Consider the following 26310-nt stretch of genomic DNA (forward strand, 5'->3'; position numbering starts at 1 on the left):
GCCCCGCTCCTGAGCCGTCCTGCCCCGGGTCCTCGCGGCCCCGAACACAGAGGACCGGCCCGACCTGTGCAGGTCGGGCCGGTCCGGGTTCTGTGAACCCGGGGGTCATCGCCCGGGGGCTCCGGGAGCCCGGGACAGAAACCCCGTCGGAACTAGACCAGGTCGAACCGGTCGGCGTTCATGACCTTGTTCCACGCGGCGACGAAGTCCTGGACGAACTTCTCCTTCGCGTCGTCGGAGGCGTACACCTCGGCCACGGCGCGCAGCTCGGAGTTGGAGCCGAACACCAGGTCGACGCGGCTGCCGGTCCACTTGACCGCGCCGGAGTCGTCCTTGGCGACGAAGGTCTCCGACGTCTCGGAGGTCTCACCGGTCGCGTACCACTTGGTACCCAGGTCGAGCAGGTTGACGAAGAAGTCGTTCGTCAGCGCGCCCGGCTTGTCGGTGAAGACACCCAGGTCGGAGCCGTCGAAGTTGGCGCCCAGCACACGCAGGCCGCCCACCAGGACGGTGGTCTCCGGGGCGCTGAGGCCGATCAGGTTCGCGCGGTCCAGCAGCAGGTACTCGGCGGGGAGGCGGTTGTCCTTGCCGTAGTAGTTGCGGAAACCGTCGGCGGTCGGCTCGAGGAAGGCGAACTGCTCGACGTCGGTGTGCTCCTCGGTGGCGTCCACGCGGCCCGGGGTGAACGGGACGGTGACCTCCTGGCCGGCGGCCTTGGCGGCCTGCTCGACACCGACGCCGCCCGCGAGGACGATCAGGTCGGCGAGGGAGACCTTCTTGGCCGAGGAGGCGTTGAACTCCTCGACGACGGCCTCGAGCTTGGCCAGGACACCGCGCAGCTCGGCCGGGTTGTTGACCTCCCAGTCGATCTGCGGCTCGAGACGGATGCGGGCACCGTTGGCGCCGCCGCGCTTGTCGCTGTCGCGGTAGGTCGAGGCCGAGGCCCACGCGGTGGACACCAGCTGGGCGACGGACAGGCCGGACTCGGCGATCTTCGCCTTGAGGGCGGCGATCTCCGCGTCCCCGATGACCTCACCCTCCTGAGCGGGCAGCGGGTCCTGCCAGATGAGGTCCTCGGAGGGGACCTCGGGGCCGAGGTAGCGGGCCTTCGGGCCCATGTCGCGGTGGGTCAGCTTGAACCAGGCGCGGGCGAAGGCGTCCTTGAAGGCCTGGTGGTCCTCGTAGAAGCGGCGCGAGATCTGCTCGTAGACCGGGTCGACACGCAGCGACAGGTCGGTGGTGAGCATGGTCGGCTTGTGCTTCTTACCGGGGACGTGGGCGTCGGGGATGATCTCCTCGGCGTCCTTGGCGACCCACTGGTTCGCGCCGGCCGGGCTCTTGGTGAGCTCGTACTCGAACTCGAAGAGGTTCCTGAAGAAGCCCTCGCTCCACTGCGCGGGGGTGGTGGTCCAGGTGACCTCGAGGCCCGAGGTGATGGTGTCGCCGGCCTTGCCGGTACCGTGGTTGTTCTTCCAGCCCAGGCCCTGCATCTCCAGGCCGGCGCGCTCGGGCTCGGCCTCGACGTTGCTGTCGGGGGCGGCACCGTGGGTCTTGCCGAAGGTGTGGCCGCCGGCGATGAGGGCGACGGTCTCCTCGTCGTTCATGCCCATGCGGCCGAAGGTCTCGCGGATGTCGCGGGCGGCGGCCATCGGGTCCGGGTTGCCGTTGGGGCCCTCCGGGTTGACGTAGATGAGGCCCATCTGGACAGCGGCCAGGGGCTTCTCGAGGTCACGGTCCCCGGTGTAGCGCTGGTCGTCGAGCCAGGTGGTCTCGGGGCCCCAGTAGACGTCGGCCTCCGGCTCCCACACGTCCTCGCGGCCACCGCCGAAGCCGAAGGTCTCGAAGCCCATCGACTCGAGGGCGACGTTGCCGGTGAGGATGAAGAGGTCGGCCCAGGAGATGTTCTGGCCGTACTTCTTCTTCACGGGCCACAGCAGACGGCGGGCCTTGTCCAGGTTGCCGTTGTCGGGCCAGCTGTTCAGGGGGGCGAAGCGCTGCTGGCCGGCGCTGCCGCCGCCGCGGCCGTCGTGCGAGCGGTAGGTGCCGGCGCTGTGCCACGCCATGCGGATCATGAGCGGGCCGTAGTGGCCGAAGTCGGCGGGCCACCAGTCCTGGGAGTCCGTCAGGAGCGCGGCGATGTCGGCCTTCACGGCGTCCAGGTCGAGCGCCTCGAAGGCCTTCGCGTAGTCGAAGCCCTCACCGAGCGGGTTGGACACGGGGGTGTTCTTGGCGAGGATCTTCAGGTTGAGCTGGTTGGGCCACCAGCCGCGGTTGCCGTCGCCCTGGGTGGGGTGCACGGTCTGGCCGTGCGCGACCGGGCAGCCACCGGTCTCCTGCGGGGTGGGGGCAACGACCTCGTTGTTCTCAGACATCGACTTCCTTACGGGAAGAGTTGAACTTACTGGTTCAGGAGCTCTGCGCGCTGTGGCACTCAGCGCACCGGCCCCAGTAGACGACCTCGGCCTCGTCGATCGAGAAGCCGTGGTCAGCGGACGCGGTCAGGCACGGTGCGTGGCCAACGGCGCAGTCGACGTCCGCTATGGCACCGCACGACCTGCATACGACGTGGTGGTGGTTGTCTCCCACCCGCGTTTCGTAGCGGGCCACGGAGCCCTGCGGCTGGATACGCCTCACCAGGCCGGCACCGGTCAGTGCCTTGAGCACGTCGTAGACGGCCTGGGCGGACACCGCGCCGAGTTCCCCGCGCACGACGTCGATGATCGACTCCGTGTCCGCGTGGGGGTTCTCGTGCACGGCGGAGAGCACAGCTAACCGAGGGCTCGTCACCCTCAGAGCGGACTCGCGCAGCATTTGCTCGAAATCCGAAGAGGTTGGCATACCCAGGAGTCTGCCGCCTTTTCTGGAATTAGTCAAATGATGGAGTTGATCTGGTATAGCCCTGAGCAAGGGTCTCCGGATAGCCTCCCGCGGAGAACCGGACGCCCGGAGGAGACGCGGATGACCATCAGCCGAATCGCCGACGAACTCATGGACGCCGTGTTCGACGCCCATCCCGTCAAGGCCTCACTGCTGGGCGTGCGCGACCGCGAGGACCGGCTGCCCGACCACTCCGAGGCCGGCGAGGCCGCGCAGGGCCGCCGGTTCGCGGACCTGGCCGCGAAGGCCGAGGCGGTCGACCCGGGCTCCCTGGACGAGGGCGACCGCGTCACCCGGGCGGTGGTCCTGCACCAGGCGGAGGCCGAGCTGACCCGGATCGGGACCCGCGGGGTCGAACACCACGTCTCCGGGTCCTTCCTCACGCCCGCCGTCGGCACCCTGTCGAACCTGGCCGTGCTCGGCGTCACCGAACCCGCCCACGCCGACGGCTACCTGGCCCGCCTGGCCGGCCTGCCCGCCCTGTTCGACACCCTCGCCGAGCGGCACCGCGCCGGGGCCGCCGCCGGCCGGCCGCCCGTGCGCCGACTGGCAGAGGCCGCCGCCGAACACCTCACCCGGCGCCTGGCCTCCCCCGAGGAGGACCCCCTGCGCGGCCCCGGCCCCGGTCCGGAGCCGGAGTTCGACGCAGCGGCCTTCCGTGCCGAGCGGGACCGGCTCCTGGCCGGGGTCGTCCGCCCGGCCCTGGCCCGCTACCGCGACACCCTCGCCGAACTCGCACCGCACGGCCGCCCCGACGACCGCGCCGGACTGTGCCGGCTGCCCGGCGGCGAGGACGACTACTCCCGTCTGGTCCGGACCCACACCACCACGGCGCGCACGCCCGACGAACTGCACCGGACCGGACTCGACCTCCTGGAGCGGATCGACGAGGAGTACGCGCGCGTCGGCCGCCGGGTGTTCGGCACCGGTGATCCGGCGCGGGTCCGCGACCGGCTGCGCACCGACCCGGCGATGCGCTGGCGCGACGCCGACGAACTCCTCGCGGCCACCCGCGCCACCGTCGAGCGCGCCGAGCGGGCGGCGCCGCACTGGTTCGGCCGACTGCCGTCCCAGCGCTGCACGGTCCGTCCGACCCCCGCGGCCGAGGCTCCCAGCGCCCCGGTCGCCCACTACATGGCACCGGCCCTGGACGGCAGCCGGCCGGGCACCTACTTCGTCAACACCCACGGCGCGGACCGGCGGGACCGGCACAGCGCGGAGGCGATCGCCTTCCACGAGGCCGTCCCGGGCCACCACCTCCAGCTGACCACCGCCCAGGAACTGACCGGGCTGCCGCTGCTGCGCCGCCTCGCCTCGGTCACGGTGTTCGACGAGGGCTGGGGGCTGTACGCGGAGCGGCTGGCCGACGAGATGGGCCTGTACGGCGACGACGTCGCCCGACTGGGCATGCTCAGCGAGGACTCGCTGCGCGCCTGCCGCCTGGTCGCCGACACCGGACTGCACGCCAGGGGGTGGAGCCGGCAGCGGGCGGTGGACTTCATGACCGCCCGAACCGCCACCAACCCGCTGGAGATCACGGCCGAGGTCGACGGGTTCCTCGCCTCCCCCGGCCGGGCTCTGGCCTACATGGTCGGCCGGATGGAGATCCAGCGCATCCGGACCTCGGCGGAGTCCGCGCTGGGCGGGCGGTTCGACGTCAGGGCCTTCCACGACACCGTGCTGGGCCACGGCCCGGTGCCCATGGGCGTGCTCGACGACGTGGTCCGCGCCTGGACCGAACGGCAGACGGGCGGCGGGCGTTGACCCTCCCCCGCCGTGTCAGGCCGTGATACGCCCCCGGTCCAGGAGGGCCCGGCGGACCCGGGCGGCCTGGGCGGTGGCCTCGGCCGGGTCGGTGTCCAGGACTCCGTTCTCCGTCATCAGTGCGTGGAACTGCTGCTCCCCGTAGGGGACGCCGGGCGGCAGGGCGGCGATGTGCCAGTGCAGATGGGAGTTGCCCTGTCGGCTGCCGAGGGAGAGCAGGTAGGTGCGCTCGGTCTCGAAGACCTCCTCGACGGCGAGCGCCACCTCCCGGACCACCAGCATGGTTCGGAGATAGGCGGCCTCGTCGAGGTCCCGGACGACGTGCTCCAGGTGGGGCTTGGGCGCCACCAGGGTGCGCCCGGGGAGCGTGGGGTAACGGTCGAAGAAGGCGATGTGGTTCTCGTCCTCGAACACCACCTCGTGCTCGAACCCCGGCTCACCGGCCAGGAGGGCGCAGATGAAACAGGGGCCGTTGCGGGTCCGCTCGGTGTAGGCCTCGATGTCCATGGGCCGCCGCTCCATGCGGGCGCTCCTGTCGTCGGGGGTCGGGGCAGGCCCAGGGCCGGGGGAAGCACAGGGCCGGGGCGGGAACAGGGTAACGAGTAGGGGGCACCCCCTACCAAGGTCGCTGGTCCCGGGGCCCGCGCAGGTGCCAGACTCGGCGGTCCGCGCCTCGACACCACTGAGGAGGAACCGCGTGGAGAGCATGACCCCGGAGGCCTTCGACGCCCAGTTCCGGGCCCAGCACCGCAGCCTGCTGCTCGGGGAGCTGTGGGCGAACGCCTGGGGCGAGCAGTACCCCGCCGAGGTGGCGCCCTCCAGCGGCTGCCCGTGGCGCCTGCTCGGACTCATGGTCGCGTCCCTGCGCCCCGCACCCGGGTCCGCACTCGTCGACCTGGGCTGCGGCCTGGGCGGGCCGGGCCTGTGGCTGGCGCGGGCGACCGGGACACGGCTGGTGGGAGTGGACTGGTCCGCTGCGGCGGTGGGGATCGCCCGCGAGCGCGCGCACGCCTGGCTGCCTTCGGCCCGGGTCCGGTTCCGCACGGGGACCTTCGACGCCACCGGGCTCGACACGGCCTCGGCCGACAGTGTGATCAGCGTCGACGCCCTGGCCCTGGCACCGGACCCGCACGCCGCGCTCACCGAGGTGCGGCGGGTGCTGCGTCCGGGCGGACGCCTGCTGTTCACAGCGGCCGAGCCGGCCGCGGGGCTGGGGCCGGGCGGGGAATCGGCCTGGACGGAGCCGCTGCGCGCGGCCGGGCTCGTCCCCGGGACACGTCACGAACTCCCCGGCGAGGACGCGGCATGGGGGCGGCTCTACGCGTCCGTCCGCGAGCACCAGCGGGAGCTGCGCGCGCAGATGGGGGACGTGGCCACCGACACCCTGCTCGCCGAGGCCGATGCGGTCCAGCCGTACCTGGAAGAGTTGTCCTGGGGCGCGGTCGGGGCCTCCGCCCCCGCCTGACCGCGACGGTGCTCACGCGCGTCCGCCCCGCCCGGGTGTCCCAGGCGGGGCGGACGGGACGGTCGGGGCGAACGCGCGCCGACGTGGCTTTCGCCGGTCCGACCGGTCAGTCGGTGCCGGACTCCATGGCCGCGTGGTCGAGCAGGTCGTCGCCGGAGCCCTCGCCGCGGGAGGCGATGGTCTCGGCGCCGCCCTCGGGCATCGCGCCGATCAGGCCGGTCGAGGCAGCCTGGGCGGCACCGATCGAGGTCGGGTGCGAGCTGTCGCCGACCATGCCCAGGGCGGAGTACTCCTCCAGCTTGGCACGGGAGTCGGCGATGTCCAGGTTGCGCATGGTCAGCTGGCCGATCCGGTCGCTGGGACCGAACGCGGAGTCCTCGGTGCGCTCCATGGACAGCTTGTCCGGGTGGTAGCTGAACGCCGGGCCGGTGGTGTCCATGATCGAGTAGTCGTCGCCGCGCCGCAGGCGCAGGGTGACCTCGCCGGTGACGGCGGTGCCCACCCAGCGCTGGAGCGCCTCGCGCTGCATGAGGGCCTGGGGCTCCAGCCAGCGGCCCTCGTACATGAGGCGGCCGAGGCGGCGACCCTCGTTGTGGTAGGTGGCGAGGGTGTCCTCGTTGTGGATGGCGTTGACCAGCCGCTCGTAGGCGGCGAACAGCAGCGCCATGCCGGGGGCCTCGTAGATGCCGCGGCTCTTGGCCTCGATGACCCGGTTCTCGATCTGGTCGGACATGCCCATGCCGTGGCGGCCGCCGACGGCGTTGGCCTCCAGGACCAGCTCCACGGAGTTCGCGAAGCTCTTGCCGTTGATCGTGACCGGGCGGCCCTTCTCGAAACCGATCGTCACGTCCTCGGTGACGACCTCGACCTCGGGGTCCCAGAACCGCACGCCCATGATCGGGTCGACGATCTCGATGCCGGTGTCGAGGTGTTCGAGCGCCTTGGCCTCGTGGGTGGCGCCCCAGATGTTGGCGTCGGTGGAGTAGGCCTTCTCGGTGCTGTCGCGGTACGGGAGGTCCCGCTCCTGCAGCCACTCGGACATCTCCTTGCGGCCGCCGAGCTCGGTGACGAAGTCGGCGTCGAGCCACGGCTTGTAGATGCGCAGGGAGGGGTTGGCGAGCAGGCCGTAGCGGTAGAACCGCTCGATGTCGTTGCCCTTGTAGGTGGAGCCGTCGCCCCAGATCTGGACGCCGTCCTCGAGCATGGCCCGGACCAGCAGCGTGCCGGTGACGGCGCGGCCGATCGGGGTGGTGTTGAAGTAGACGCGACCACCGGAGCGGATGTGGAAGGCCCCGCAGGCGAGTGCGGCCAGCCCTTCCTCCACCAGGGCCTCGCGGCAGTCGACCAGGCGCCCGATCTCCGCGCCGTAGTCAGTGGCACGGCCCGGCACCGAGGCGATGTCGGGTTCGTCGTACTGGCCGATGTCGGCGGTGTAGGCGCAGGGCACAGCGCCCTTCTCGCGCATCCACGCGACCGCTACGGACGTGTCGAGGCCTCCGGAGAAGGCGATTCCGACACGTTCACCGACTGGCAGGGAAGTGAGCACCTTGGACATGCAAAAAGTATGCACCTAAATGTATGAACATGCAAACCAGTGCCGTGACCTCGCCCGGATCCCCTGCCCCGCAGCGGGTCCGGACCGGTTACCCGGGCGTTCTACGGGTACACCACAAGCCCAACCCCAGTGCCACCCAAACCCCTTGGAGGCACAGTGTTCGCGATCATCGCGGCGGTGCTGTTCGGCATCGCAGTCCTCTTCGAGATCCTCGGCCTGAACATCGAGGGCATCGTGACGACCACCACCCTCATGCTCACCGGACTGATCTTCCTCGCCCTGCACATAGGCGGCTACGGAACCCGCACGGGGCGCCGACGCCGCTGAGCCGAAAGGGCACCGGTCCCGGCACGACCGTCGCACACGGTGCGACGTCGCCCGGTGGGTGCCTGACCGGGGCGGGCCGGGTATCGTCCACGGACGGGCACCCAGCCCGCCCCGACCTCTGCTGTAGGAGCCCCATTGATCGTCATCGGTGCGTCCTCCGGGACCTCGGCGGACGGCATCGACGTCGCCGCCGCCCGCCTCGACCTGGAGGAGGGCGGCGAACGCGTCCGACTGGTCCCGTTGGGGTTCCGGACCACGCCCTACTCGGACTCCCTCTACGAGGAGATCCGCGGCGCCCTCCCGCCGGCCGCCACCACCATGGAGACCGTCTGCCGGCTGGACACCCGGATCGGCCAGGAGTTCGCGGCGGCGGTGGCCGGCGGCATCGAGGAGTTCGCCGACGGGCGGGCCGACCTGGTCGCCTCACACGGCCAGACCCTCTTCCACTGGGCCGACGGCAACACCGTCCACGGCACCCTCCAACTCGGCCAGCCCGCCTGGATCGCCGAGGCAACCGGCCTTCCCGTGGTCTCGGACCTGCGGGTGGCCGACGTGGCCGCCGGGGGCCAGGGCGCTCCGCTGGCGAGCACCCTGGACCTGCTGCTGCTCGCCGGCAGCCCCGAACCGACCGCCGCCCTCAACCTCGGCGGCATCGCCAACGTGACGGTGGTCCGCGAGGGGGAACCGCCCCGGGCCTTCGACACCGGTCCCGCCAACGCCCTCGTGGACGCCGCCATGCGCCTGGTCACGGACGGGCGGGCCGACTTCGACGCTGACGGGGCCCTCGCCCGGACCGGCCGCCCCGACCCCGCGCTCCTGGACCACCTGCTCGCCGAGCCGTACTACCGGCTGGCCCCGCCCAAGACCACCGGGCTGGAGCTGTTCGGCCCCGACCACCTCGACGCGGCCCTCGAGATCGCCGGCAGGCCCTCCGACGGGGACCTGCTCGCGACCCTGGTGGAGGTCACCGCCGTCACCGTCGCCGACGCGCTGCGCCCCTTCGGGGTGAAGGACGTGCTCGCCTCCGGCGGCGGCACCCGCAACCCCGTGCTGATGGAGCGGCTGGCCGCCCGGCTCGCCCCCGCGCGGCTGGACTCCTCCGACCGGCTCGGCCTGGACGGCGACGCCAAGGAGGCCTACCTGTTCGCCCTGATCGGGTTCCTCAGCTGGCACGGGCTGGCCGGATCCGTCCCGGACTGCACCGGCGCCCTCCGGGCCCCGATCGCCGGGCGCATCACCCCCGGCACCGCACCGCTGCGCATGCCCGAACCCGCCGCCACCCCCCGCCGCCTGTACGTCGAGGCCTCGGACGGCTGACCCCGACCACCCCGCTCCCTGCCCCAGCCCTCGCCCCGGAGGACACCGGGCGAACCGATGGGCGCGTCGTCATCGCCGCGAACCCGCCGACCGGGAGGAGGACCGCGGCTCCGCCTCCCGGCGGGTCCGGCTTGACCTTTTTCAGTCCGACCGGCCTAAAATAAGAATATGCAGACTGGAACCGGTCCGTCCGGACGGAAGCGGGCCTCGTTCATCGAACAGGCGCGGCGGGGGCAGGTCGTCGAGGCCGCCGCGGAGACGGTGGCCCGAACCGGCTACGCGCACGCCTCCCTGTCCCGGATCGCCGAGCAGGCGGGGATCAGCAAGAGCGTGATCTCCTACCACTTCTCGGGCAAGGACGAACTCATGGTCCTGGTCGCGGAACAGTTCATCGAGGCGGCCGCGGAGTACATGTCCGCCCGGGTCGAGGCGGAGACGACCGCGTCCGGTCAGGTCAGCGCGTGGATCAGCGGCCAGGTGGAGTACTACGGCGCACACCGGACCGGCTTCCTCGCCATGGTCGGCATCGTTTCGAACCACCGCTCCCCCGACGGTTCGAGCCCTTTCGCCGACGCGCTGAACGAGGAGGTCGAGGAGTTCGCGCGGCTGCTCCGGCGCGGGCAGGAGGACGGGGAGTTCCGGGAGTTCGATCCGCACGCCACCGCCGGGATCATCCTGCACGGTGTCGAGGGCCTGCTCAGCGCATGGGCCATGGACGAGAGCGTCGACCTCGAGAGCCGGTTGGACACCTTGCTCGACTTCATCCACCACGCGATACGCCGGGGGGACGGGTGAGCGCCGCCGGGCCCGGCGACCCCGGCTCCTTCCGCTTCCTCTCCGCCGAGGAGCGTGTGGCCGCCCCGACCCGCTGAAGAGGGGGCGGAACGGCCACGGTCGGCGCTCACACGCGGTGTCCACTCACCGTTTTCACTCGAACTCCGTGCCGCCCTTGCGGGTGAGGTAGGCGTCGGAGACGAACTTGGCGATCGCGCGCCCGGCCAGGACCTCCGAGAAGCGCTCCCGGGCGGGGCGGACGACGACGCCCTCCCGCAGGTGCAGGGCGGAACCGCTCCAGGTCTCCCTGCCCTCGGCCTCGGCGAACAGCGCGGCCTCGTCGTAGGGACCGTCGTAGAGCACGGGTACCGCGGGCAGGTCCACCTCCGCCAGCACGTCCACCAGGTCGGCGGAGTCGATCCAGCGGGGGGTGCCGGCGATGTCCAGCCGGACGTCGAACACCGCGTAGCCGGGACGGTCGCTGCGGCCGGTCTCGCCGTACTTGAGGTCCTGCACCCCGGCTCCGAACACCTCACCGAACACGCCTACGCGGTCGGCCCCGAAGCGCTCCGCGAGAGCACGAGCGGCCTTGGCGACGCCGTGGGCCGTGACGGCCTTCCAGTAGAGGTTCTGCTCGGAACGCACCAGCGCCAGACCCTTGGCGCCCTGGCCCTTGGAGGAGACGAACTCCTCGCCGGTCTCGGCGACCAGGGTGTACAGGCAGGCGGTGCCGTGGATCTTCTCCGTGGCCACGACCCTCTCCCCGGGCTCGAACACGTCCGGGTAGCGCTTGATGTTCTCGACCTCGATCCACCTGACCAGGTCGGGGGCGGGCACCATGTCGCCGCTCATGTGCAGCGGGACCTCCGGCACCCACTTGGTGACCCCGAGGTCCGCCGCGAAGTCGGTCCCGGCCTCGTGCTCGGCCGCGAGATCGCGGTCGCTGAGCCGGCCCGGTCGGCAGACGATGCCCTGGGACAGCTCGCCCCTCAGCCGGATCGGCCTCACCCGGTTCTTCTTCGCACCGGAGAGCTTGCCGGTGAGACCGATCTCCTCGATGAGCTCCTCGGGGAGGATCGCGTTCTCCGGGATGTAGACCGCCCAGTCCCCGGTCCGGTACGCACCCTTCGCGACGACCGCACGGAACAAACCGACCTGCGCGAGCTCCAGCGCGTCGGCGTCGGGGTGCGGAAGGATCGTGAGCCGCTCAGCGGTGACTCGGAGGGTGGACATGGTTCTCCCGGTGTGTGTGGGGGTCCTCTTCGGACGGTAGTCGGTCCGAAGGACGGGGTGTCCGAGCCAGTGTGACCGAGGCCCTCCCCGAGCCACAACGCCTTTTCCCCCAGGCCTTCCCGTCCCCAGCTCCCCTTCCACCCGGTCAGCGGGAAGACGGCCTGTTCAGCACATGGATGAACCCCACCAAAAGAAAAACGTAAAGCACAAATCCAACAACACCACTCACCAACCGACCCCACGTACCGTCAATCCCGAAAAGCAGGGAACCAATACCTGGACCGAATTCCAGAAACCCGGCGACAACCACCGCCCCAAAAATCAGGGAAGCAAATTTCAGCATCCTCAACGCAAGTCTCACGGAAATCACACCCCAAGCCCTTCCAGGAACAGCTGTCGAATGCCTTGACCTCGCCCAGCTTTCTCAGGCCGCCCCCGAACACAGGAGCGCCCGCCCCGGCCCACGACCGCCTTGTCTTCGGTACTGCTTTTCGCTGCCCGCCTCGATCGACCGGGACACGAAATACGTTGATCACAGAACGAGGGATTAATTCGGGCACGAGGGGTGCGTCTTTCGGTCGGGGGTGAGGGGAGAGGCTCAGGGGAAGCGCTGGGCTCCGCTGCCGCCACGGCCCAGAACATCCTCGGGATTGGAGTAGGGACACGCCACCAGCGACAGGCATCCGCAACCGATGCAGCTGGAGAACCGGTCCCGCAGCGCGGTCAGTTCCTCGATGCGTTCGGTCAGCTCGTCGTGCCACTGGCGTGAGATCCGAGCCCAGTCACGCTTGGTCGGCAACCCCTCGTCCGGGAGCTGGTCGAGGGCCTCCTTGATCCGGTCCAGGGAGAGGCCGAGGCGCTGAGCGGTACGGATGAACGCGATGACGCGGAGCGTCCCCCGGTTGTACTCGCGCCGGTTGCCGGCCGTGCGCCGGCTCCTGATCAGCCCGAGGCTCTCGTAGTAGTGCAGCGCGGAGACCGCGACGCCTGCCCGCTGGGCTATCTGGCCGGGCTTCAGCCAGATGATGTCGGGATCCAACTGCGGCACCGCGCACTCTCCTCACCAGGCCGTCACCGGCCCCACCAGGCGGCTTGACATCAAGTTCACTTGATGAAGTGGACTCTACGCGACGGACATGACAGGCGAGGGTTCGGAGAACTCGATGACGACGATCACCGTGTGGGCCGACATCAGGTGCCCGTGGTGCTGGATGGGCCACCGGCGGCTGGGAGCAGCACTGGAGCGGTTGGGACGGGAGGTCACCGTCGTGCGCCGCAGTTTCTTGTTGGAGCCCGCGGGCCCGGACGCACCGGACCGGACGGTGCGCGGGGCGGCGTTGAACTCGTGGGGCATGAGTGAGGCCGAGTGGGACGCCGTCCGGAACCGGGTGGCGAAGGGGGGCCGCGAGGACGGTCTGGAGATCGAGATGGACGGGGTACGGAGCATCGGCCCACCCGTCGCCCGCCACCACCCTCAACGGTCGCCTACGGCGCAGCTCTCCCCATACCCCGCCCACCGCCTGATCAAGCTCGCGGTCACCCACGGGACCGACCCGGAGCGCGCGTGGGACCGGCTCTTCTCGGCGCACCTGGAGCAGCGCGAGGACCTGGAGGACCCGGGGACGCTGCGCCGGATCGGCACGGAGCTCGGACTCGACGGGGGTGCGGTCGACGCCCTGCTGGACTCGGGCGGGTTCGCCGCCGAGGTGGAGGCCGACCACCGGGCGGCGGTGGAGCAGGGTGTCAGCTCCATCCCCGCCTTCGTGCGCGAGGGCCGGGCCCTGGGAGGCGCCCGGAGCACGGACGAACTGGTGGCGTTCCTGAACGGTGCGGAGGCGGTCCGATGAGCGGCTCCACGAGAACGATGCGGGCCGCCGCGATCGACGCGTTCGGTCCGGCCGAGGCCCTGACCGTGCGCGACCTGCCGCTTCCCTCGGCGGGAACGGGTGAGGTCCTGGTCCGGGTCCGCACCGCCGGGGTCCAGCCGACGGACGCCGCGATCAGGGCCGGCTGGACACCACCGGGTGCCACCATCGGGTTCCCGCAGATCCTCGGCAACGAGTTCGCCGGAATCGTCGCCGAGGTCGGCCCCGGGGCGGTCGGGTTCGCGGTGGGAGACGAGGTCGCCGGCTACCGGGTGCTCGGCTGTTACGCCGAGTACGTGAACGTGCCGGCTGAGCAGGTCGTCCACAAGCCCGCGGGGGTGTCGTGGCTGACCGCGGGCGCGCTGTCGGCGTCGGGGCAGACCGCGCACACCGCGCTCGAACGGCTGGGTGCGGTGGAGGGTGAGACCCTGCTGGTGCACGGAGCCGCGGGCGGGGTCGGCAGCATGGCCGTACAGCTGGCGGTGGCGCGCGGGGTGCGGGTCGTGGGGACCACGGCCCCGGTCAACCACGAGTACGTGCGTTCCCTGGGCGCGGTGCCGGTGGAGTACGGCTCCGGGCAGCTTCGGCGCATCCGCGCCGCGGCTCCCCAGGGCGTGGACGCGGCCCTGGACACGGCTGGTCACGGCAACCTGCGAACCGCGGTGGAGCTGGTCGAGGACCGGAACCGGATCGGGACCGTCGTCGACATCGGGCTCACCCGGGAGCTGGGATGCCTGTGGATCAACAGCAACCGTTCCGCGGCCCGGCTCCGTGAGCTGCTCGACCTGTGCGACCGCGGTGAGCTCGCCGTGACGATCCGGGCCACCCACCCGCTCGACGAGGCGTACAAGGCACACCTGGACGTGGAGACCGGGCACGGCCGGGGCAAGAACGCCCTGGTGATCAGCACGGACGACGACGCGGTGACCGGCGTCCCCCCGGCCGGCGGCAGGACCCCGTGACCGCCGAAGTGAGCTCTGCGCAGCCTCCGGTCCGCCTCTGGGCTCCCGGAAGCCGCATGCTGGTGGCCGGCGTGTTCGTGCTGATGACCTTCATCGCCTTCGAGATCTTCGCCGTCACCACCGCCCTGCCGGTCGTGGCCCGGGACCTCGGTGCCGAGCGGTGGTACTCGCTGGCCTTCGCGGCAGCGGTGACCACCGGTCTCGTGGGCATGACCCTCGGCGGCACATGGGCGGACCGGCACGGACCGCTGCGGCCCCTGCTGTTCGGCGGGGCGGCGTTCCTGACCGGGCTCGCCCTGTGTGTGGCCGCACCCGGCATGGGTGTCTTCGTGGTCGGCCGACTGCTCCAGGGGATCGGCGGCGGCATCGACTCCGTGGTCCTGTACGTGGTCATCGCCCGGTTCGTGCACGAGGACGTACGTCCGCGCATGTTCGGGCTGCTGACCGCCGCGTGGCTGCTGCCGTCGGTCGCCGGGCCGCTGGTCTCCGGACTCCTGGTGCAGGCGGTGCACTGGCGAATGGTGTTCGCGCTCGTGCTGGCCGGGTCCGCCGTCTCACTGTTGTGCCTGGTGGGGGTGGTGCGTCACGCGGGGCCCGGCCACGGCGGGGGTTCGGTACTGGACCGGCGGGTGGTCTGGTCGATCGTCGGGGCCGCGGCGCTCCTGGGGCTCCACCTGTCCGGGCAGCAGCCGGGAACCTGGTCGGCCCTGGGGACGGTGGTCAGCGTGGCCCTGGTCCTGGTCACGGCCGCCCGGCTACTGCCCAGGGGGACGCTGACCGCACGCGCGGGCATCCCCCGGCTGGTGGTCCTGCGCGCCCTGCTGGGCGGGGCCGCCGTCGCCGACGTCTACGTCCCGCTGTACCTCCAGGACGAACTGGGCTACGCTCCGGCGCTCTCCGGGCTGGTGATCGCGGTCGGGGCGCTGGGTTGGGCCCTGGGCGCCTGGCTCCAGGGGCGCACCCGTAGCCGTCCGCACCGCCCCGACCTTCTGTGGCGCGCCGCCGCACTGGTCCTCTGCGGCCCGGTGGGCGCCGCACTGATGGTCGCCGGGCTGGTCCCCGTCGTCGCGGCGGCCGGGGCCTTCGTCCTCATGGGTGTCGGCATGGGGATGGCCGTCCCGCAGATCAGTTCGACGGTGCTGGTGCTGTCCCCCGAGGAACTGCGGGGCCGCAACAGCTCGGCTCTCCAGGTCTCGGAGTCCGTGCTCACGTCCACCCTGATCGCGGTCACCGGGGCGGTGCTGGCCGCCGCGCACCTCGGCGGTTACCTGGCTGTCTACGCGCTGACCGGAGCGGTGGGGGCGCTGGCTCTGACCGTCGCACTCACCCTGCGCCCGGTCAGGGGCACCGCCGACGGGGGCGGGTGAGGGCCAGGGGCCGAAAACGGGATCGGCCCGCCCAGGAGGTCAGTCGGCGGCGAAGGCCTCCAGCTCCACGAGCAGCTCGGGGCGACCGAGGCGGCTGATCTCGGCGCAGACCCCGGGCGGGCGCACGTCGAAGGCGGCCAGCCGGTCCGCCATCATCTCCCCCGCCTCGGCGAAGAAGGCGTCCACGTCGGTGACGTAGGTGTTCATACGGACGATGTTCCCCAGACCCATCCCCGCCTTGCGCAGTACCGCCTCGACGTTGTCGAGGGCGGCCGCGGTCTGGGCGCGCATGTCGCCGGGGTGCAGCGACTCCCCCGTGGCAGAGACCGAGCACTGTCCGCTGACGAAGAGCAACCGCTGGTGCCCCTCGATGAGGACTCCGTGGTCCATGCCCTCCGGGTAGGTCCATGGGTTGACGGTGGTGCGGCGCATGAGGAGGCCTTCCGGTAGGGGAACCTGACGGACGCCAACGCTAAAACCTCAAGGGGACTTCAGGTCAATACCCGCCCCCCCGGGGCCGGCTCCCGGGGGGGGGCGGACGGCGGTTCAGGTCCTGGTCGGGCCGGAGGCCGGGAGCGGGATCAGAAGGGCCGGTCGCCGACAATGGCGACGCGCTCGGCCACGCGCGGGTGGGGGTGGTAGTCGTTCACGGCGTAGTGCTGGGTGGCGCGGTTGTCCCAGAAGGCGATCGAGTTCCGCTCCCACCGGAAGCGCACCTGGAACTCGGGGGTGTGCGCCTGCTGGAAGAGGAAGCGCAGCAGCTCGTCGCTCTCCGCGTCGTCCATCCCGACGATCCGGGTGGTGAAGGAGACGTTGACGAACAGCGTCCTGCGCCCGGTCTCGGGGTGGACGCGCACGACGGGGTGCTCGACCGGCGGGAACCGGTCCTGCCACGACAGCAGCCGGTCCCTGTCCAGGAAGCGGGAGAAGCCGGGGATCACGTCGTGGACGGCGGTACGCCCCTCGATCCGCTTCTTGACCTCCTCGGGAAGGTTGTCGTAGGCGGCGGCCATGTCCGCCCACAGGGTGTCGCCGCCGACCGGCGGGACCTCCACCAGGCGCAGGATCGCCCCGAGGGCGGGCGCCTCCCGCCAGGTGACGTCGGTGTGCCAGACGTTCTCGTAGCTGGGCGGGGCCTCGCCCTTCGCGAACCGGGCGACGTGGGCGTCGTCGCCCTGGTCGATGAACGGGTTGGTCTCCAGCTCGCCCCACAACCGGGCGATCTCCTGCTGGCGCGTGGAGTCGATGGGCTGGCCCCGGAAGAAGACCACCTTGAACTCCAGCAGCGCGCGGTTGAGCTCGGCGCGCAGCTCCTCGCCGATCTCCCGGCGCAGGTCGATGCCGTGGATCTCCGCCCCGATGAGGGCGCCGAGCGGCCGGACCTCGAACAGCTCGTAGGGGCGGGACACCTCGCCCTCGGGGAGTCGGCGCAGCGTGCGCGGCCCCTCGACCAGGGCGGTGTCCACGGCGCCGCTCTCACGAAGGGCGGGCTCGGCGGGCCGGGTGGCCTCGGCGGCCTCCGCTGCGGCTCTCGGGCTGAGGGTCGAACTCATATTCTCTGTCTTTCTGGTCGGGAATAACGGCAATGCGGTCGCTGGAGGGAGGAACTGAGTCACGGGTTCGAAGGAACCGGAACGGAGGCCGGCCGAGGCCGTCGGCGGGACGGCCCGGACGGTCCGGAGAAAGCGCACTGGACGGTCGGCGGCCCCACCGGAGCAGGGCTCACGGAGCGGAAGGGACGCGCCGGAGGATCAACGGCGCGGAGGGGAACCCAGGCGTCCGCGGCGCAGGATGATGCCCGGCGTGCCGCGACGCGCCCTGTCAGCGGCCCTGGCGGACCGGCTGGCGGTCGGGCGGCTCAACAAGGGGGTTCTCATAGCTGTGAGGGTGGGGCACCGTGCGCCGTCTGTCAACCGTCCCAGGTCCCGGCCTCCCCACCCGCAACAGGGTTTCCGACCCGGCGAACCGGCTCGGGCAGTCCTCTCCGTAGGATTCCCGTGATCCCGTCCACGTGCCGGAGCGGCGCGAACACTTCACCACGCGGGACACGACCACCGCCGAGGTTCTCGTCAAGGGGTTGAGCGACCACACCGTCATCACCTTCGACACCGACGAAGGGACCTGGACGATGGCGGTGGTCGGCATCGACCTCCCCGTGGTCTGGGAAGCCCTCACGGGCACCGAGTACCCACCGGCAGGAGCAGCGCGGTGACGTTGTCGTGCCCGCCCCGGTCCAGGGCGTGTCCGACCAGGCCGCGGGCGGCCGGCAGGAACGAGTTCCGGGGCCAGGGGTGCGGGATCGCGGCCCGGAGGTCCTCCGCCGCGGGGAGATAGCGGGTCAGGCCGTCGGTGCACAGCAGGAGCGCCCCCGGGCCCGTGGGGCGCAGGCTTCGGACGCCCGGTTCGCCCGGTTCCGCGTCGGCGCCCAGCCACGCCGAGATCGCGCCGAACTCCCCGGCGTCGTCCTCGGTCAGCGGCAGGGCCGGGCCGCCACGTTCCGGGAGCCAGTAGGCGCGGCTGTCCCCGACCCAGGCCACCCACAGGCCCTCGGGTCCGACCGCGCCCGCCACGTAGGTGCAGGCGGGCGCGGTGGGTTCGGTGCCCGCCAGGGCGGCGACGGCCTGACCGGCACGCGCGACGGAGCGGCACAGAGCGGTTTCGGGAAGGTCCCCGGCGGTCAGCCGCTCGGCCAGGGCTGCGCCGCCGACCTCCACCGCGAGCTGTGCGGCGCGTTCGGCCCGAGGCGACATGGACACCCCGTCGCAGACCACCCCGACCGTCCACGCCCGTGTGTTTCCCGAAGTCTCGGGCCCTCGGGCACCGCCCGCGTCGACGACGGTGAGCGCGTCCGCGTTGACCCCGCGCCGCAGTCCGCGGTCGCTCACCCCCGCGGCGCCGCCGGGCCCGGTGACCTCCATGCGCAGTCGGAAGTCCGGTTGGTCCGCGCCGCAGTCCCAGCAGTGGCCGTCGGGGGCGACCGTCCCTTCACACGCGACACATCCCGGGCTCCGGTTCATTCCCGGGATTCTCCCACTGGGCCCCGGCCCCGGGAAGGCCCCGTCCGGTGATCTTCCGCCCGTGGCCGACGACCTGACCGCAGAGGCCTTCGCGGCCCGACTGGACACCCACCGCAGTGACGGGGTGATGCTGCGCTCCGCGGGCGGCTCGAGGCCTTCCTGGAGGCCCACGTGGCCCGGCCCTCGGGCCCTCTGCTGCGCGCGGCGATCGAGAAACTCCCACCGGAACAGCGAGCTCACTGCCGGGGACCGCGCACGTGCGCCGGGGGCCACAGGCATACCCACCGAACCCGGACATTAAGGTAGGCGTGCCTCACCTTAGTCGAACGGAGCACCATGTCCCCCGGCCCCGCCCCGCGCTCGATCGCGTGCGCCCTCGTCGCCCTCCTCCCCCTCACCGCCTGCGGAACCGCCGACGACGGCCCTCCGGAGACCGGCTCCGCTTCGCGGACGGCGGAGGGCGCCTTCCCCGTGACCATCGAGCACGAGTTCGGCAGCACCACCGTCGAGGAGGAGCCCGAGCGGGTGGTCACCCTCGGGGTCACGGACGCCGACGCGGTCCTCGCCCTGGACCTCGTCCCGGTCGGCAACACCGGCTACACCTTCTACGAGTCCGGCCTCGGCCCGTGGACCGACGAACTGGTCGAGGGCGCCGAGCTGACCCGGATCGATTCTGACTCCGAGCCCAACATCGAACAGATCGCCAACCTCGCGCCCGACCTCATCATCGGCGTCTCCGCCGGGTTCGACGAGGCCGTCTACGAGAGCCTCTCCCAGATCGCCCCCGTGGTCGCCCGCCCCTCCGGGACCGCCGCCTACACCGTGCCCCGCGACGAGGCGACGGAGGTCATCGCCACCGCGCTCGGCCGCCCGGAGGAGGGCGCCGCCCTCAACGAGGCCACCGACGCGCTCGTCGAGCAGGCGCGCGCCGAGTACCCGGAGTTCGAGGGGCTGACCGGGACCGCGGTCCTGCCCTACGACGGCAAGTACGGCGCCTACCTGCCCGGGGACGCCCGCGGCCGGTTCCTCATGTCGCTCGGTTTCGTCATCCCCGAGGCCGTCACCGAGCAGGACAGCGGCGACGAGTTCTTCGTGGAACTGTCGTCGGAGCGCGTGGACCTGCTCGACGGTGACCTGCTGCTCGTGATGAGCGACGACGAGGACTTCGACATCACCGAGGGTTCCAGCGTGTTCGACACCCTCGACGTGGTGCGTGAGGACGCCGTCGTCACCACCACCCTGGACGAGCGCGGCGCCGTCACCTACAACTCCGTGCTGTCCGTGCCGTACGCGCTGGAACACCTGGCGCCGCGGATCGACGAAGCCCTCTCCTAGAGGGCCCGAAGGTCGGGCGCGGGGGCAGGGGTACGAGGGCAGTGGTGCGGGCAGCGCGGAGGGCCGTGGGACCCGCGAAAGAGGATGCGGTGCGGCGCCCGATCCGGTAGAACGGTTGGTTCCGTCACCGGCACCGTGCCGGTGCATCTTCGAGGAAGAGGAGGGATAAGCGATGGACATGCTTATCACCGTCACCACGCCCGAGTTCCACCGGTCGGCGGACCACCGCTGACCCGCTGAAGTTTCGGGCGCTCTCACTGGAGTGTGCCTTGACCACCGAACAGCACCACAGCCTCACCCTGCGCCCGATCACCGGGCGCGCGGAGCTCGACCTCTTCAACCGGCTCCCCTACACCCTCAACCACGAGCTCGCCGACGACCTCGACTCCGGACGGCGCCGCCCCGAGTGGATGTGGGTCGCCCTGCGCGGCGACCGGCTCGTCGCCCGGGCCGCCTGGTGGACCTCGTCGGGCGGCGACACCCCCTCGCTGCTGGACATCCTCGACGTCGACGACGATGACTCCCCTCCGGAGGCCTCCGGCCGTGTCGACACCGCGGAACAGCTCCTGCGCACCGCCATGGCCCGTGTCCTGTCCCCGGGCACCCCACCGCCCAACCACATCCGCTTCGTCCCCCGTGACTGGCGTGCGGAACCGGCGACCGAACGGCCGGTCCAGGAGCGGTTGGCCGCCCTGGAACGGACCGGGGCCCGCGTGCTCGTGGAACGGGTCCGCTTCGAGTGGCGCCCCGGGACACCCGTCCCGCCGCCGAGCGGGCGACTGCTGTTCCGCCGGATCCGGGACGCCGAGGAGCTCCTGGGCCTGATGGTCCGCGTCCTGGACGGCACCCTGGACGCGCACAGCCTCGCCGGCCTCACCCGGCTGACCGCCCGGCAGGAGGCCGAGCGGATGTTCGAGGACGAACTCGCCCGGTACACCAGTCCGAGGGACTGGTGGCGGATCGCGACGCTGCCCGACGGCACGCCCGTCGGGTTCGCCACCCCCGCGCGCAACGAGTACAACCCGGTGATCGGCTACCTCGCGGTCCTGCCGGAGCACCGGGGAAACGGGTACATCGACGACATCCTCGCCGAGGGCACACGTCTCCTGGCCGGTCTGGGCGTTCCCCGCATCAGGGCGGCGACGGACGTGGGCAACGTCCCGATGGTCAACGCCTTCCTGCGGGCCGGGTACGCCGACTCCGAGCGCGCCATCCACACGACCTGGGAGTGACAGCGGGCGGCACGTCGGCGGTGTCCCGGGCGCCGAAGCGGCGCGCGGGGCACTGACGCAGCGAGGGGTGGGCTGACCAGGGGCCCACCCCTCGTAGGCTGAAAGCCTCACCGCGGGTCCGGGACTCTCCCTTCGACCCGTGTCCGCACACGTTCCCCGCCCCGGCGGGACGACCCAGATCGGAAATCCTTGTACCTGTCCCGCATCAGCCTCGATCCCAAGCGCGCCGTCGGCATGGACCAGTGGGCGGTGATGGGCAAGATCGTACGCAGGTCCGTCGACCCCGACCCCGGGTCCGACGCGCGGGTGCTGTGGGCGCGCATCTCGCCGACCACGCTCGTGATCAGCTCCGACACCGCGCCTGCCTGGGGCAAGATCACCGGCGCCTACGCCGCCTCGATCCTGCCGATGACCCGTCACACGGAGGGCGAGACCATCCGCTGGGAGCTCATCACGGCACCCACCACCCAGCGCGAGGCTGAGCCCACCGAGGCGAACCCCGAGCCGCGTGTGAAGAAGGTGGCCCTGCCGGAGCCGGAGTTCGAGGAGTGGCTGGACCTCAAGCTGGGGAGCGCCCTGCGCGTCACGTCGGCGAAGTGGAAGCGCCTGGGCGGCCGCCCCGCCCGCTACCACTTCACCGGGGAAGCCATCGTCCAGGACAGTGAGGCGCTCCAGGAGCTGGCCCTGAACGGCATCGGTGCGGGCACCGCCACCGGCGCCGGGCTGCTCCTCGCCTCGCCGCTGGAAGCGCCGTGAGGCACACCGGCGGGGACGCCCCCTAGGAAGGCGGGAAAGACGCAGGTGAGCGCGGGGGCGGGCAGGGAGCGCAGTCAGAATTCACCCACAAAGGGATTTCTGATCTGAAAGCTCACATTCAGCCCATTTGACCCAACCTCGCGTAGGAGTGTTGCAATCAGCGGTTAAATCATGAAGGTTTTCTCCTAAGCCCGAGCTGACCGTCGCACAAGGACTCGCCGGAGCAGCGCCCGAAAGGCGGCGCTCCTCCCAGGTCCCCGACCGTACGACGCAAGCCTGAAGGAGCAACCTTGGCGTACCCGCACCGGAACCGACCCGCCGCACGGCCCGAACCCTCGGCTCCGTTCCCCCGCACCACCGCACCGCGCGCCCTCTCCCGGACCGCCTTCCTCGGCGGGGCCCTCACCGCGGCACTGACCGCGGCGCTGCTCCACGCCCCGCAGGCCGCCGCCGAACCCGCACCCGAGGACCAGGCGCCCTGCGTGGCCGACCCCGAGGCCCCGCCCAAGCACCAGATGCGGGCCGAGTGGATCGCCGGGGTACACAACATCGACTGGCCCGTCGAACAGGGGCAGAGCCCCGAGGAGCAGCAGGCCGACCTGGTCGACCTGTACGACGAGGCCGTCGACAACGGCCTGAACGCGGTGTTCGTGCAGATCAGACCCACCGCTGACGCCTTCTGGCCGTCACCGTACGAACCCTGGTCCGAGTGGCTCACCGGGGAACAGGGCGGCGACCCCGGGTACGACCCGCTGGAGTTCGCGGTCGAGGAGGCCCACGCCCGGAACCTGGAGTTCCACGCCTGGTACAACCCGTACCGGGTGGCCATGCACGACGACCTCGACGCCCTGGTCGAGGACCACCCGGCCCGGCAGAACCCCGACTGGGTGTTCGAGTACGGCGGCAAGCTCTACTACGACCCCGGAATCCCCGAGGCCCGCGAGTTCGTGATCGAGGCGATGATGCACTCGGTCGAGAACTACGACCTGGACGGGGTGCACTTCGACGACTACTTCTACCCCTACCCGGTGGCGGACCTGGAGCTCCCGGACGAGGACACCTACGCCGAGTACGGGGCGGAGTTCGACGACATCGGTGACTGGCGGCGCGACAACGTCGACCTCATGGTCCAGGGGATGAGCGAGGCGGTGAAGGCCGCCAAGCCGCACGTGAAGTTCGGCATCAGCCCCTTCGGGATCTGGCGCAACTCCAGCACCGACCCCGAGGGCTCCGACACCAACGGCTCGCAGTCCTACGACAACCAGTACGCCGACAGCCGCAAGTGGGTCATGGAGGGCTGGCTCGACTACATCAACCCGCAGGTCTACTGGGAGATCGGGCTGCCCGTCGCGGACTACTCGGTCCTCGTCCCCTGGTGGGAGGAGGTCGCCGCGGAGACCGGCACGCACCTGTACATCGGGCAGGCCGCCTACAAGGTCGGCAACGCGGGCGCCTGGGAGGACCCGAACGAACTCTCCGGCCACCTGGACTTCAACAAGGACCACCCCGGGGTCCACGGCGACGTCTACTTCAGCGCGACCTCGCTGCGCACCAACGCCCAGGAGGCCATGGGGATCCTGGTCGAGGACCACTACTCCAGCCCCGCCCTGGTGCCGGTCAAGCAGGACCTCGGCGGAACCGCCCCCGCCCCGCCGAAGGTGAAGGCGCGGGCCGGCGGGGACGGCACCGTCCTGGACATCAGGCCCGGCACCGGCGAGGCGCCCGCCTACTACGCGGTGTACGCCTTCGACGGCCGGCCCGATCAGGAGCAGGCCCGGTGCGGCATCGAGGACCCGCGCGCCATGCTCGGCACGGTGCGTGCGGGAGACGACGGCTCCGCGACCTTCACCGCGCCCGCCGGCACCGACACCACGTACTACGTGACCGCCCTGCACCGGCTGCACCACGAGAGCCGCGCCAGCACACCGCGGTACCTGCCCTAGGAACCTGTGAGGCGTCCCGGACCCGGGCCGCCGACCCGGGGCAGTGACGAAGAGCGCTCGAAGGGCCCGGCACCACGCAGGTGCCGGGCCCTTCGGGTGCCCGGGGCCGGGGCGGGCGCTCCCAGGACCGGCCCGCTGACCGGATCTGCCCGCCGGCGGGACCTACCCGTTGCTCCCGGTGACCCGGGGGCGCAGTTCCTTCTTGAGGATCTTGCCGGTCGGCCCCACCGGGAGCTCGTCCAGCAGGCGCACCTCACGCGGGTACTTGTAGGCGGCCAGCCGCTCCTTGCAGAAGGCCACCAGGTCCTCCTCGGTGGCCTGGGCGTCCGGGGCCAGGGACACGCAGGCCACGACCTCCTCCCCGAGGCGCTCGTCCGGGCGGCCGATCACCGCCGCCCCGGTCACCTCGGGGTGCTCGTACAGCACCTCCTCGACCTCACGCGGGTAGACGTTGTACCCGCCGCGGATGACGAGGTCCTTCTTGCGGTCGACGACGAACAGGTATCCCTCCTCGTCGGCGTAACCCAGGTCGCCGGTGTGGAACCAGCCGCCGCGGAAGGCCTCGGCGGTCGCCTCCGGACGGTTCCAGTACCCCTTCATCACGTTGTGGCCGCGGACCACGATCTCGCCCACGTGGTCGGGTCCGGGAGGGAGCGGCTGGTCGTCGGGGTCGACCACGCGCACGCTCACGCCCCAGAGCGGCTTCCCGATCGAGCCGACCTTGCGCTGTTCGGCGTTGATGTTGAAGGTGGCCCCGGCCGAGGTCTCCGAGAGCCCGTACCCCTCCAGGATCACCACCCCGGGGAACTTCTCCTCGAAGGCGCGCATGACCTCGCCCGGCATGGACGCGCCACCGGACACCCCCACGCGCAGGGACGACAGGTCCCGGCCCCCGGTGTCGCTGTGCAGGATCTCCTGGTACATGGTCGGTACCCCGGTGAGGATCGTGCACCGGTGCCGCTCCATGGCCTCCAGCGCCGCGGCGGTCTCGAACCGGGGCACCAGCACGACGGTGCCGCCGTTGCGCACCGCCACGTTGAGCACGCTGGACAGGCCGAAGATGTGGAAGAGCGGCAGGGCCGCGAGGCCGATGTCGTCGTCGCGGAACCCGAAGAGGTCCCCGCCCACCGTGCAGTTCATGTACATCTGGAAGTGGGTGAGTTCGGCGCCCTTGGGCCTGCCGGTCGTGCCGCTGGTGTAGAGCAGCACGGCGGTGTCGTCCGACCCGGTGGGTTCGGGGTCACCGATGTCCTCGGCGAAGTAGAGCTCGTCGAAGTGGAGGGTGCCCTCGGGGCGTTCGTCGTTGCCGGGCACGTTCACGACGTACGTGCGGATCCCCTCCCCGGTTCCGTCCGCTGCCTCCCCGGCCAGGTCGACCGCCCGCACCGCCTCCTCGGCGAACATCTCGAAGGTCACGAACACCCGCGCCCCCGAGTCGTTCAGGTGGTAGGCGGTCTCGGGCGCCTTGAGGAGGGGGTTCAGGGGGACCATGACCAGGCCCGCCTTGAGAATGCCGAAGTAGGTGAAGAGGAACTGCGGGAGGTTGGGCAGTTGGACGGCGACCCGGTCGCCGGTCTCCAGCCCGAGGCCGCGCAGGGCGCCGGCGACCCGCCCGGAGATCTCGTCGACCTGGGCGTAACTGAACTCCAGGTCGTTGATGTGGCAGAGGGGTTTGTCCGGGTTCTCCCGCCGTGATTCCTGAAGGATCGTCGCGAGGTTGAAACTCATGCACCCACCTAGGATTTAACCGACCAGACGGTATGTTTCCGGAACGTATATACGAGGACGCCGCGGTGTCAATGGTGGATTTTCCGGAAACACGGTCGGCGGACATTTCCGACTCCGGGCGACACTCCGCCCGCCCCGATCGAGTACCCCACCGGGGTAGGGGTATGCTGGCGCACATGTCGCCGTCCCCGCCGCGCCGCAGCCGCACGGGACCCGCCTGGACGCGGGTCCTGCTGATCGGTGTGCTGCTGCTCGGCTTCGGGGCCATGCACACGCTCGGCCACCTCCAGCACGAGGCGCACGCCTCGACCGCGTCCCCCGGCGCCCAGCTCGCCGCCCCCACTCCGGCGCCCCACGTGCACGGCGGTGCCGGAGCCGGTCACACCGCGGCGACCGGGGTCCCGGCCGGGTCCGGCCACGGTTCGGCGACCGGTCCCGCCGCGGAAGCCGGAACACACTCCCCGACCTGGGACAGCGCGTCCTGGGGCGACGGGGAGCACGCGGCCGCGCTCCCCGAACTCGACCCGACCTCGGCCTGTCTCACCCTCGGATCCTTCGCGGTCGTGCTGCTGGGCGTGGCCGCCATCGCCTTCACCCGCTGGCCCGGGCCACCCCTGAGCCCCGCAGGACCGGTCCCCCGCCTTCCGCGGTCCCCCTTCCCCACACCCGACGAACCCTCTCTGGCCCGTTTACAGGTGCTGCGCGTCTAGATGCCCGCGCCGGCCGGCACCTCCCGTGCCGGCCACGCGCCACGCACCGCAGACGGCCGCACGGGCCCGGACCCGTGCGGCGA

The 26310-nt window shown here is 71.4% G+C and carries 24 protein-coding genes; 14 read left to right on the forward strand and 10 right to left on the reverse strand.

Translation table 11 applies throughout. The annotated features are described in order from the left end of the window. Window positions 1-152: 152 nt before the first annotated feature. Together katG and D458_RS0100835 are read right to left on the reverse strand one after the other, a co-directional pair. Window positions 153-2372, reverse strand: a complete 2220-nt coding sequence (gene katG / locus D458_RS0100830; RefSeq protein WP_017584827.1) for a catalase/peroxidase HPI — start codon at window positions 2370-2372, stop codon at window positions 153-155. 34 nt (window positions 2373-2406) lie between these two features. Further along, window positions 2407-2838, reverse strand: a complete 432-nt coding sequence (locus D458_RS0100835; protein ID WP_026118868.1) for a Fur family transcriptional regulator — start codon at window positions 2836-2838, stop codon at window positions 2407-2409. 120 nt (window positions 2839-2958) lie between these two features. On the opposite strand from D458_RS0100835, the gene D458_RS0100840 reads away from it, so the two are divergent. Beyond that, window positions 2959-4641, forward strand: a complete 1683-nt coding sequence (locus tag D458_RS0100840) for a DUF885 domain-containing protein (protein ID WP_017584829.1) — start codon at window positions 2959-2961, stop codon at window positions 4639-4641. A gap of 15 nt (window positions 4642-4656) precedes the next feature. Here D458_RS0100840 and D458_RS0100845 read toward each other — a convergent pair whose 3' ends face one another. Beyond that, on the reverse strand, window positions 4657-5163 hold the full coding sequence (locus D458_RS0100845; RefSeq protein ID WP_017584830.1) for an HIT family protein: 507 nt from the start codon (window positions 5161-5163) through the stop codon (window positions 4657-4659). A 184-nt stretch (window positions 5164-5347) separates the two neighbouring features. Here D458_RS0100845 and D458_RS0100850 point away from each other — a divergent pair, with 184 nt between their 5' ends. Then, window positions 5348-6106, forward strand: a complete 759-nt coding sequence (locus D458_RS0100850) for a class I SAM-dependent methyltransferase (protein WP_239647875.1) — start codon at window positions 5348-5350, stop codon at window positions 6104-6106. Window positions 6107-6212: 106 nt separating this feature from the next. Here the strand turns inward: D458_RS0100850 and argG are convergent, their stop codons facing one another. Beyond that, complete coding sequence (gene argG, locus D458_RS0100855) at window positions 6213-7661, reverse strand: argininosuccinate synthase (protein WP_017584832.1); 1449 nt, start codon at window positions 7659-7661, stop codon at window positions 6213-6215. 156 nt (window positions 7662-7817) lie between these two features. Between argG and D458_RS36005 the strand changes: the two genes are divergently transcribed. The 3 genes from D458_RS36005 to D458_RS0100870 all read left to right on the forward strand — a co-directional run bounded on the left by D458_RS36005 (window position 7818) and on the right by D458_RS0100870 (window position 10100). Then, a complete protein-coding gene (locus D458_RS36005; RefSeq protein ID WP_017584833.1) occupies window positions 7818-7988 on the forward strand; it encodes a hypothetical protein in 171 nt (56 codons plus the stop codon). A 135-nt stretch (window positions 7989-8123) separates the two neighbouring features. After that, window positions 8124-9305: an anhydro-N-acetylmuramic acid kinase gene (locus D458_RS0100865; protein WP_017584834.1), complete on the forward strand. Its 1182-nt coding sequence runs from the start codon at window positions 8124-8126 to the stop codon at window positions 9303-9305. Window positions 9306-9473: 168 nt separating this feature from the next. Continuing rightward, the gene (locus D458_RS0100870; RefSeq protein ID WP_017584835.1) at window positions 9474-10100 is read left to right on the forward strand and encodes a TetR/AcrR family transcriptional regulator; all 627 of its coding nucleotides are present in this window, start codon (window positions 9474-9476) and stop codon (window positions 10098-10100) included. Between the two features lie 132 nt (window positions 10101-10232). On the opposite strand, the gene D458_RS0100880 is transcribed toward D458_RS0100870, so the two are convergent. Together D458_RS0100880 and soxR are read right to left on the reverse strand one after the other, a co-directional pair. Beyond that, entirely contained in the window at window positions 10233-11312 is a 1080-nt protein-coding gene (locus D458_RS0100880; protein ID WP_017584836.1) for an RNA ligase (ATP), read from the reverse strand. Between the two features lie 598 nt (window positions 11313-11910). Next, entirely contained in the window at window positions 11911-12360 is a 450-nt protein-coding gene (gene soxR, locus D458_RS0100885; RefSeq protein WP_017584837.1) for a redox-sensitive transcriptional activator SoxR, read from the reverse strand. 115 nt (window positions 12361-12475) lie between these two features. On the opposite strand from soxR, the gene D458_RS0100890 reads away from it, so the two are divergent. The 3 genes from D458_RS0100890 to D458_RS0100900 are packed head-to-tail and all read left to right on the forward strand — an operon-like array spanning window position 12476 to window position 15506. After that, complete coding sequence (locus D458_RS0100890; protein ID WP_026118870.1) at window positions 12476-13159, forward strand: DsbA family oxidoreductase; 684 nt, start codon at window positions 12476-12478, stop codon at window positions 13157-13159. A 17-nt stretch (window positions 13160-13176) separates the two neighbouring features. After that, window positions 13177-14139 carry an NADP-dependent oxidoreductase gene (locus tag D458_RS32750; protein WP_017584840.1) on the forward strand — a complete coding sequence of 321 codons (963 nt, stop codon included), beginning with the start codon at window positions 13177-13179 and terminating at the stop codon, window positions 14137-14139. 56 nt (window positions 14140-14195) lie between these two features. Further along, window positions 14196-15506, forward strand: coding sequence for an MFS transporter (locus D458_RS0100900; protein ID WP_017584841.1), 1311 nt, complete (start codon window positions 14196-14198; stop codon window positions 15504-15506). Window positions 15507-15545: 39 nt separating this feature from the next. Here the strand turns inward: D458_RS0100900 and D458_RS0100905 are convergent, their stop codons facing one another. Together D458_RS0100905 and D458_RS0100910 are read right to left on the reverse strand one after the other, a co-directional pair. Next, complete coding sequence (locus D458_RS0100905; protein ID WP_017584842.1) at window positions 15546-15938, reverse strand: RidA family protein; 393 nt, start codon at window positions 15936-15938, stop codon at window positions 15546-15548. A 149-nt stretch (window positions 15939-16087) separates the two neighbouring features. Continuing rightward, on the reverse strand, window positions 16088-17059 hold the full coding sequence (locus D458_RS0100910; protein ID WP_017584843.1) for a TauD/TfdA dioxygenase family protein: 972 nt from the start codon (window positions 17057-17059) through the stop codon (window positions 16088-16090). Between the two features lie 458 nt (window positions 17060-17517). Here D458_RS0100910 and D458_RS0100915 point away from each other — a divergent pair, with 458 nt between their 5' ends. Then, window positions 17518-17718 carry a hypothetical protein gene (locus D458_RS0100915; protein WP_017584844.1) on the forward strand — a complete coding sequence of 67 codons (201 nt, stop codon included), beginning with the start codon at window positions 17518-17520 and terminating at the stop codon, window positions 17716-17718. Here D458_RS0100915 and D458_RS0100920 read toward each other — a convergent pair. Further along, window positions 17678-18523, reverse strand: coding sequence for a PP2C family protein-serine/threonine phosphatase (locus D458_RS0100920; protein WP_040702041.1), 846 nt, complete (start codon window positions 18521-18523; stop codon window positions 17678-17680). The genes D458_RS0100915 and D458_RS0100920 overlap by 41 nt on opposite strands. Before the next feature lie 336 nt (window positions 18524-18859). On the opposite strand from D458_RS0100920, the gene D458_RS0100925 reads away from it, so the two are divergent. From D458_RS0100925 to D458_RS0100940, 4 genes are all read left to right on the forward strand, one after another. Beyond that, complete coding sequence (locus D458_RS0100925; protein ID WP_017584846.1) at window positions 18860-19858, forward strand: ABC transporter substrate-binding protein; 999 nt, start codon at window positions 18860-18862, stop codon at window positions 19856-19858. Between the two features lie 269 nt (window positions 19859-20127). After that, on the forward strand, window positions 20128-21090 hold the full coding sequence (locus D458_RS0100930; RefSeq protein WP_017584847.1) for a GNAT family N-acetyltransferase: 963 nt from the start codon (window positions 20128-20130) through the stop codon (window positions 21088-21090). A gap of 189 nt (window positions 21091-21279) precedes the next feature. Continuing rightward, window positions 21280-21846 carry a type I-E CRISPR-associated protein Cas6/Cse3/CasE gene (locus D458_RS0100935; protein ID WP_017584848.1) on the forward strand — a complete coding sequence of 189 codons (567 nt, stop codon included), beginning with the start codon at window positions 21280-21282 and terminating at the stop codon, window positions 21844-21846. Between the two features lie 290 nt (window positions 21847-22136). Further along, on the forward strand, window positions 22137-23789 hold the full coding sequence (locus D458_RS0100940; protein ID WP_017584849.1) for a glycoside hydrolase family 10 protein: 1653 nt from the start codon (window positions 22137-22139) through the stop codon (window positions 23787-23789). Window positions 23790-23951: 162 nt separating this feature from the next. Here D458_RS0100940 and D458_RS0100945 read toward each other — a convergent pair whose 3' ends face one another. After that, a complete protein-coding gene (locus tag D458_RS0100945; protein WP_017584850.1) occupies window positions 23952-25517 on the reverse strand; it encodes a long-chain-fatty-acid--CoA ligase in 1566 nt (521 codons plus the stop codon). A gap of 176 nt (window positions 25518-25693) precedes the next feature. Between D458_RS0100945 and D458_RS0100950 the strand changes: the two genes are divergently transcribed. Next, entirely contained in the window at window positions 25694-26227 is a 534-nt protein-coding gene (locus tag D458_RS0100950) for a hypothetical protein (RefSeq protein ID WP_026118871.1), read from the forward strand. Window positions 26228-26310: the final 83 nt, after the last annotated feature.

Source organism: Nocardiopsis ganjiahuensis DSM 45031, assembly GCF_000341085.1.
GTDB lineage: Bacteria > Actinomycetota > Actinomycetes > Streptosporangiales > Streptosporangiaceae > Nocardiopsis > Nocardiopsis ganjiahuensis.

Excerpts from the sequence above, each read along its gene's own strand:
- katG (WP_017584827.1), bottom strand. The coding sequence starts at position 2,372 with ATGTCTGAGAACAACGAGGTCGTTGCCCCCACCCCGCAGGAGACCGGT.
- D458_RS0100835 (WP_026118868.1), bottom strand. The coding sequence starts at position 2,838 with ATGCCAACCTCTTCGGATTTCGAGCAAATGCTGCGCGAGTCCGCTCTG.
- D458_RS0100840 (WP_017584829.1), top strand. The coding sequence starts at position 2,959 with ATGACCATCAGCCGAATCGCCGACGAACTCATGGACGCCGTGTTCGAC.
- D458_RS0100845 (WP_017584830.1), bottom strand. The coding sequence starts at position 5,163 with ATGGAGCGGCGGCCCATGGACATCGAGGCCTACACCGAGCGGACCCGC.
- D458_RS0100850 (WP_239647875.1), top strand. The coding sequence starts at position 5,348 with ATGACCCCGGAGGCCTTCGACGCCCAGTTCCGGGCCCAGCACCGCAGC.
- argG (WP_017584832.1), bottom strand. The coding sequence starts at position 7,661 with ATGTCCAAGGTGCTCACTTCCCTGCCAGTCGGTGAACGTGTCGGAATC.
- D458_RS0100870 (WP_017584835.1), top strand. The coding sequence starts at position 9,474 with ATGCAGACTGGAACCGGTCCGTCCGGACGGAAGCGGGCCTCGTTCATC.
- D458_RS0100880 (WP_017584836.1), bottom strand. The coding sequence starts at position 11,312 with ATGTCCACCCTCCGAGTCACCGCTGAGCGGCTCACGATCCTTCCGCAC.
- D458_RS0100890 (WP_026118870.1), top strand. The coding sequence starts at position 12,476 with ATGACGACGATCACCGTGTGGGCCGACATCAGGTGCCCGTGGTGCTGG.
- D458_RS32750 (WP_017584840.1), top strand. The coding sequence starts at position 13,177 with ATGCGGGCCGCCGCGATCGACGCGTTCGGTCCGGCCGAGGCCCTGACC.
- D458_RS0100900 (WP_017584841.1), top strand. The coding sequence starts at position 14,196 with ATGCTGGTGGCCGGCGTGTTCGTGCTGATGACCTTCATCGCCTTCGAG.
- D458_RS0100905 (WP_017584842.1), bottom strand. The coding sequence starts at position 15,938 with ATGCGCCGCACCACCGTCAACCCATGGACCTACCCGGAGGGCATGGAC.
- D458_RS0100910 (WP_017584843.1), bottom strand. The coding sequence starts at position 17,059 with ATGAGTTCGACCCTCAGCCCGAGAGCCGCAGCGGAGGCCGCCGAGGCC.
- D458_RS0100920 (WP_040702041.1), bottom strand. The coding sequence starts at position 18,523 with ATGAACCGGAGCCCGGGATGTGTCGCGTGTGAAGGGACGGTCGCCCCC.
- D458_RS0100925 (WP_017584846.1), top strand. The coding sequence starts at position 18,860 with ATGTCCCCCGGCCCCGCCCCGCGCTCGATCGCGTGCGCCCTCGTCGCC.
- D458_RS0100945 (WP_017584850.1), bottom strand. The coding sequence starts at position 25,517 with ATGAGTTTCAACCTCGCGACGATCCTTCAGGAATCACGGCGGGAGAAC.
- D458_RS0100950 (WP_026118871.1), top strand. The coding sequence starts at position 25,694 with ATGTCGCCGTCCCCGCCGCGCCGCAGCCGCACGGGACCCGCCTGGACG.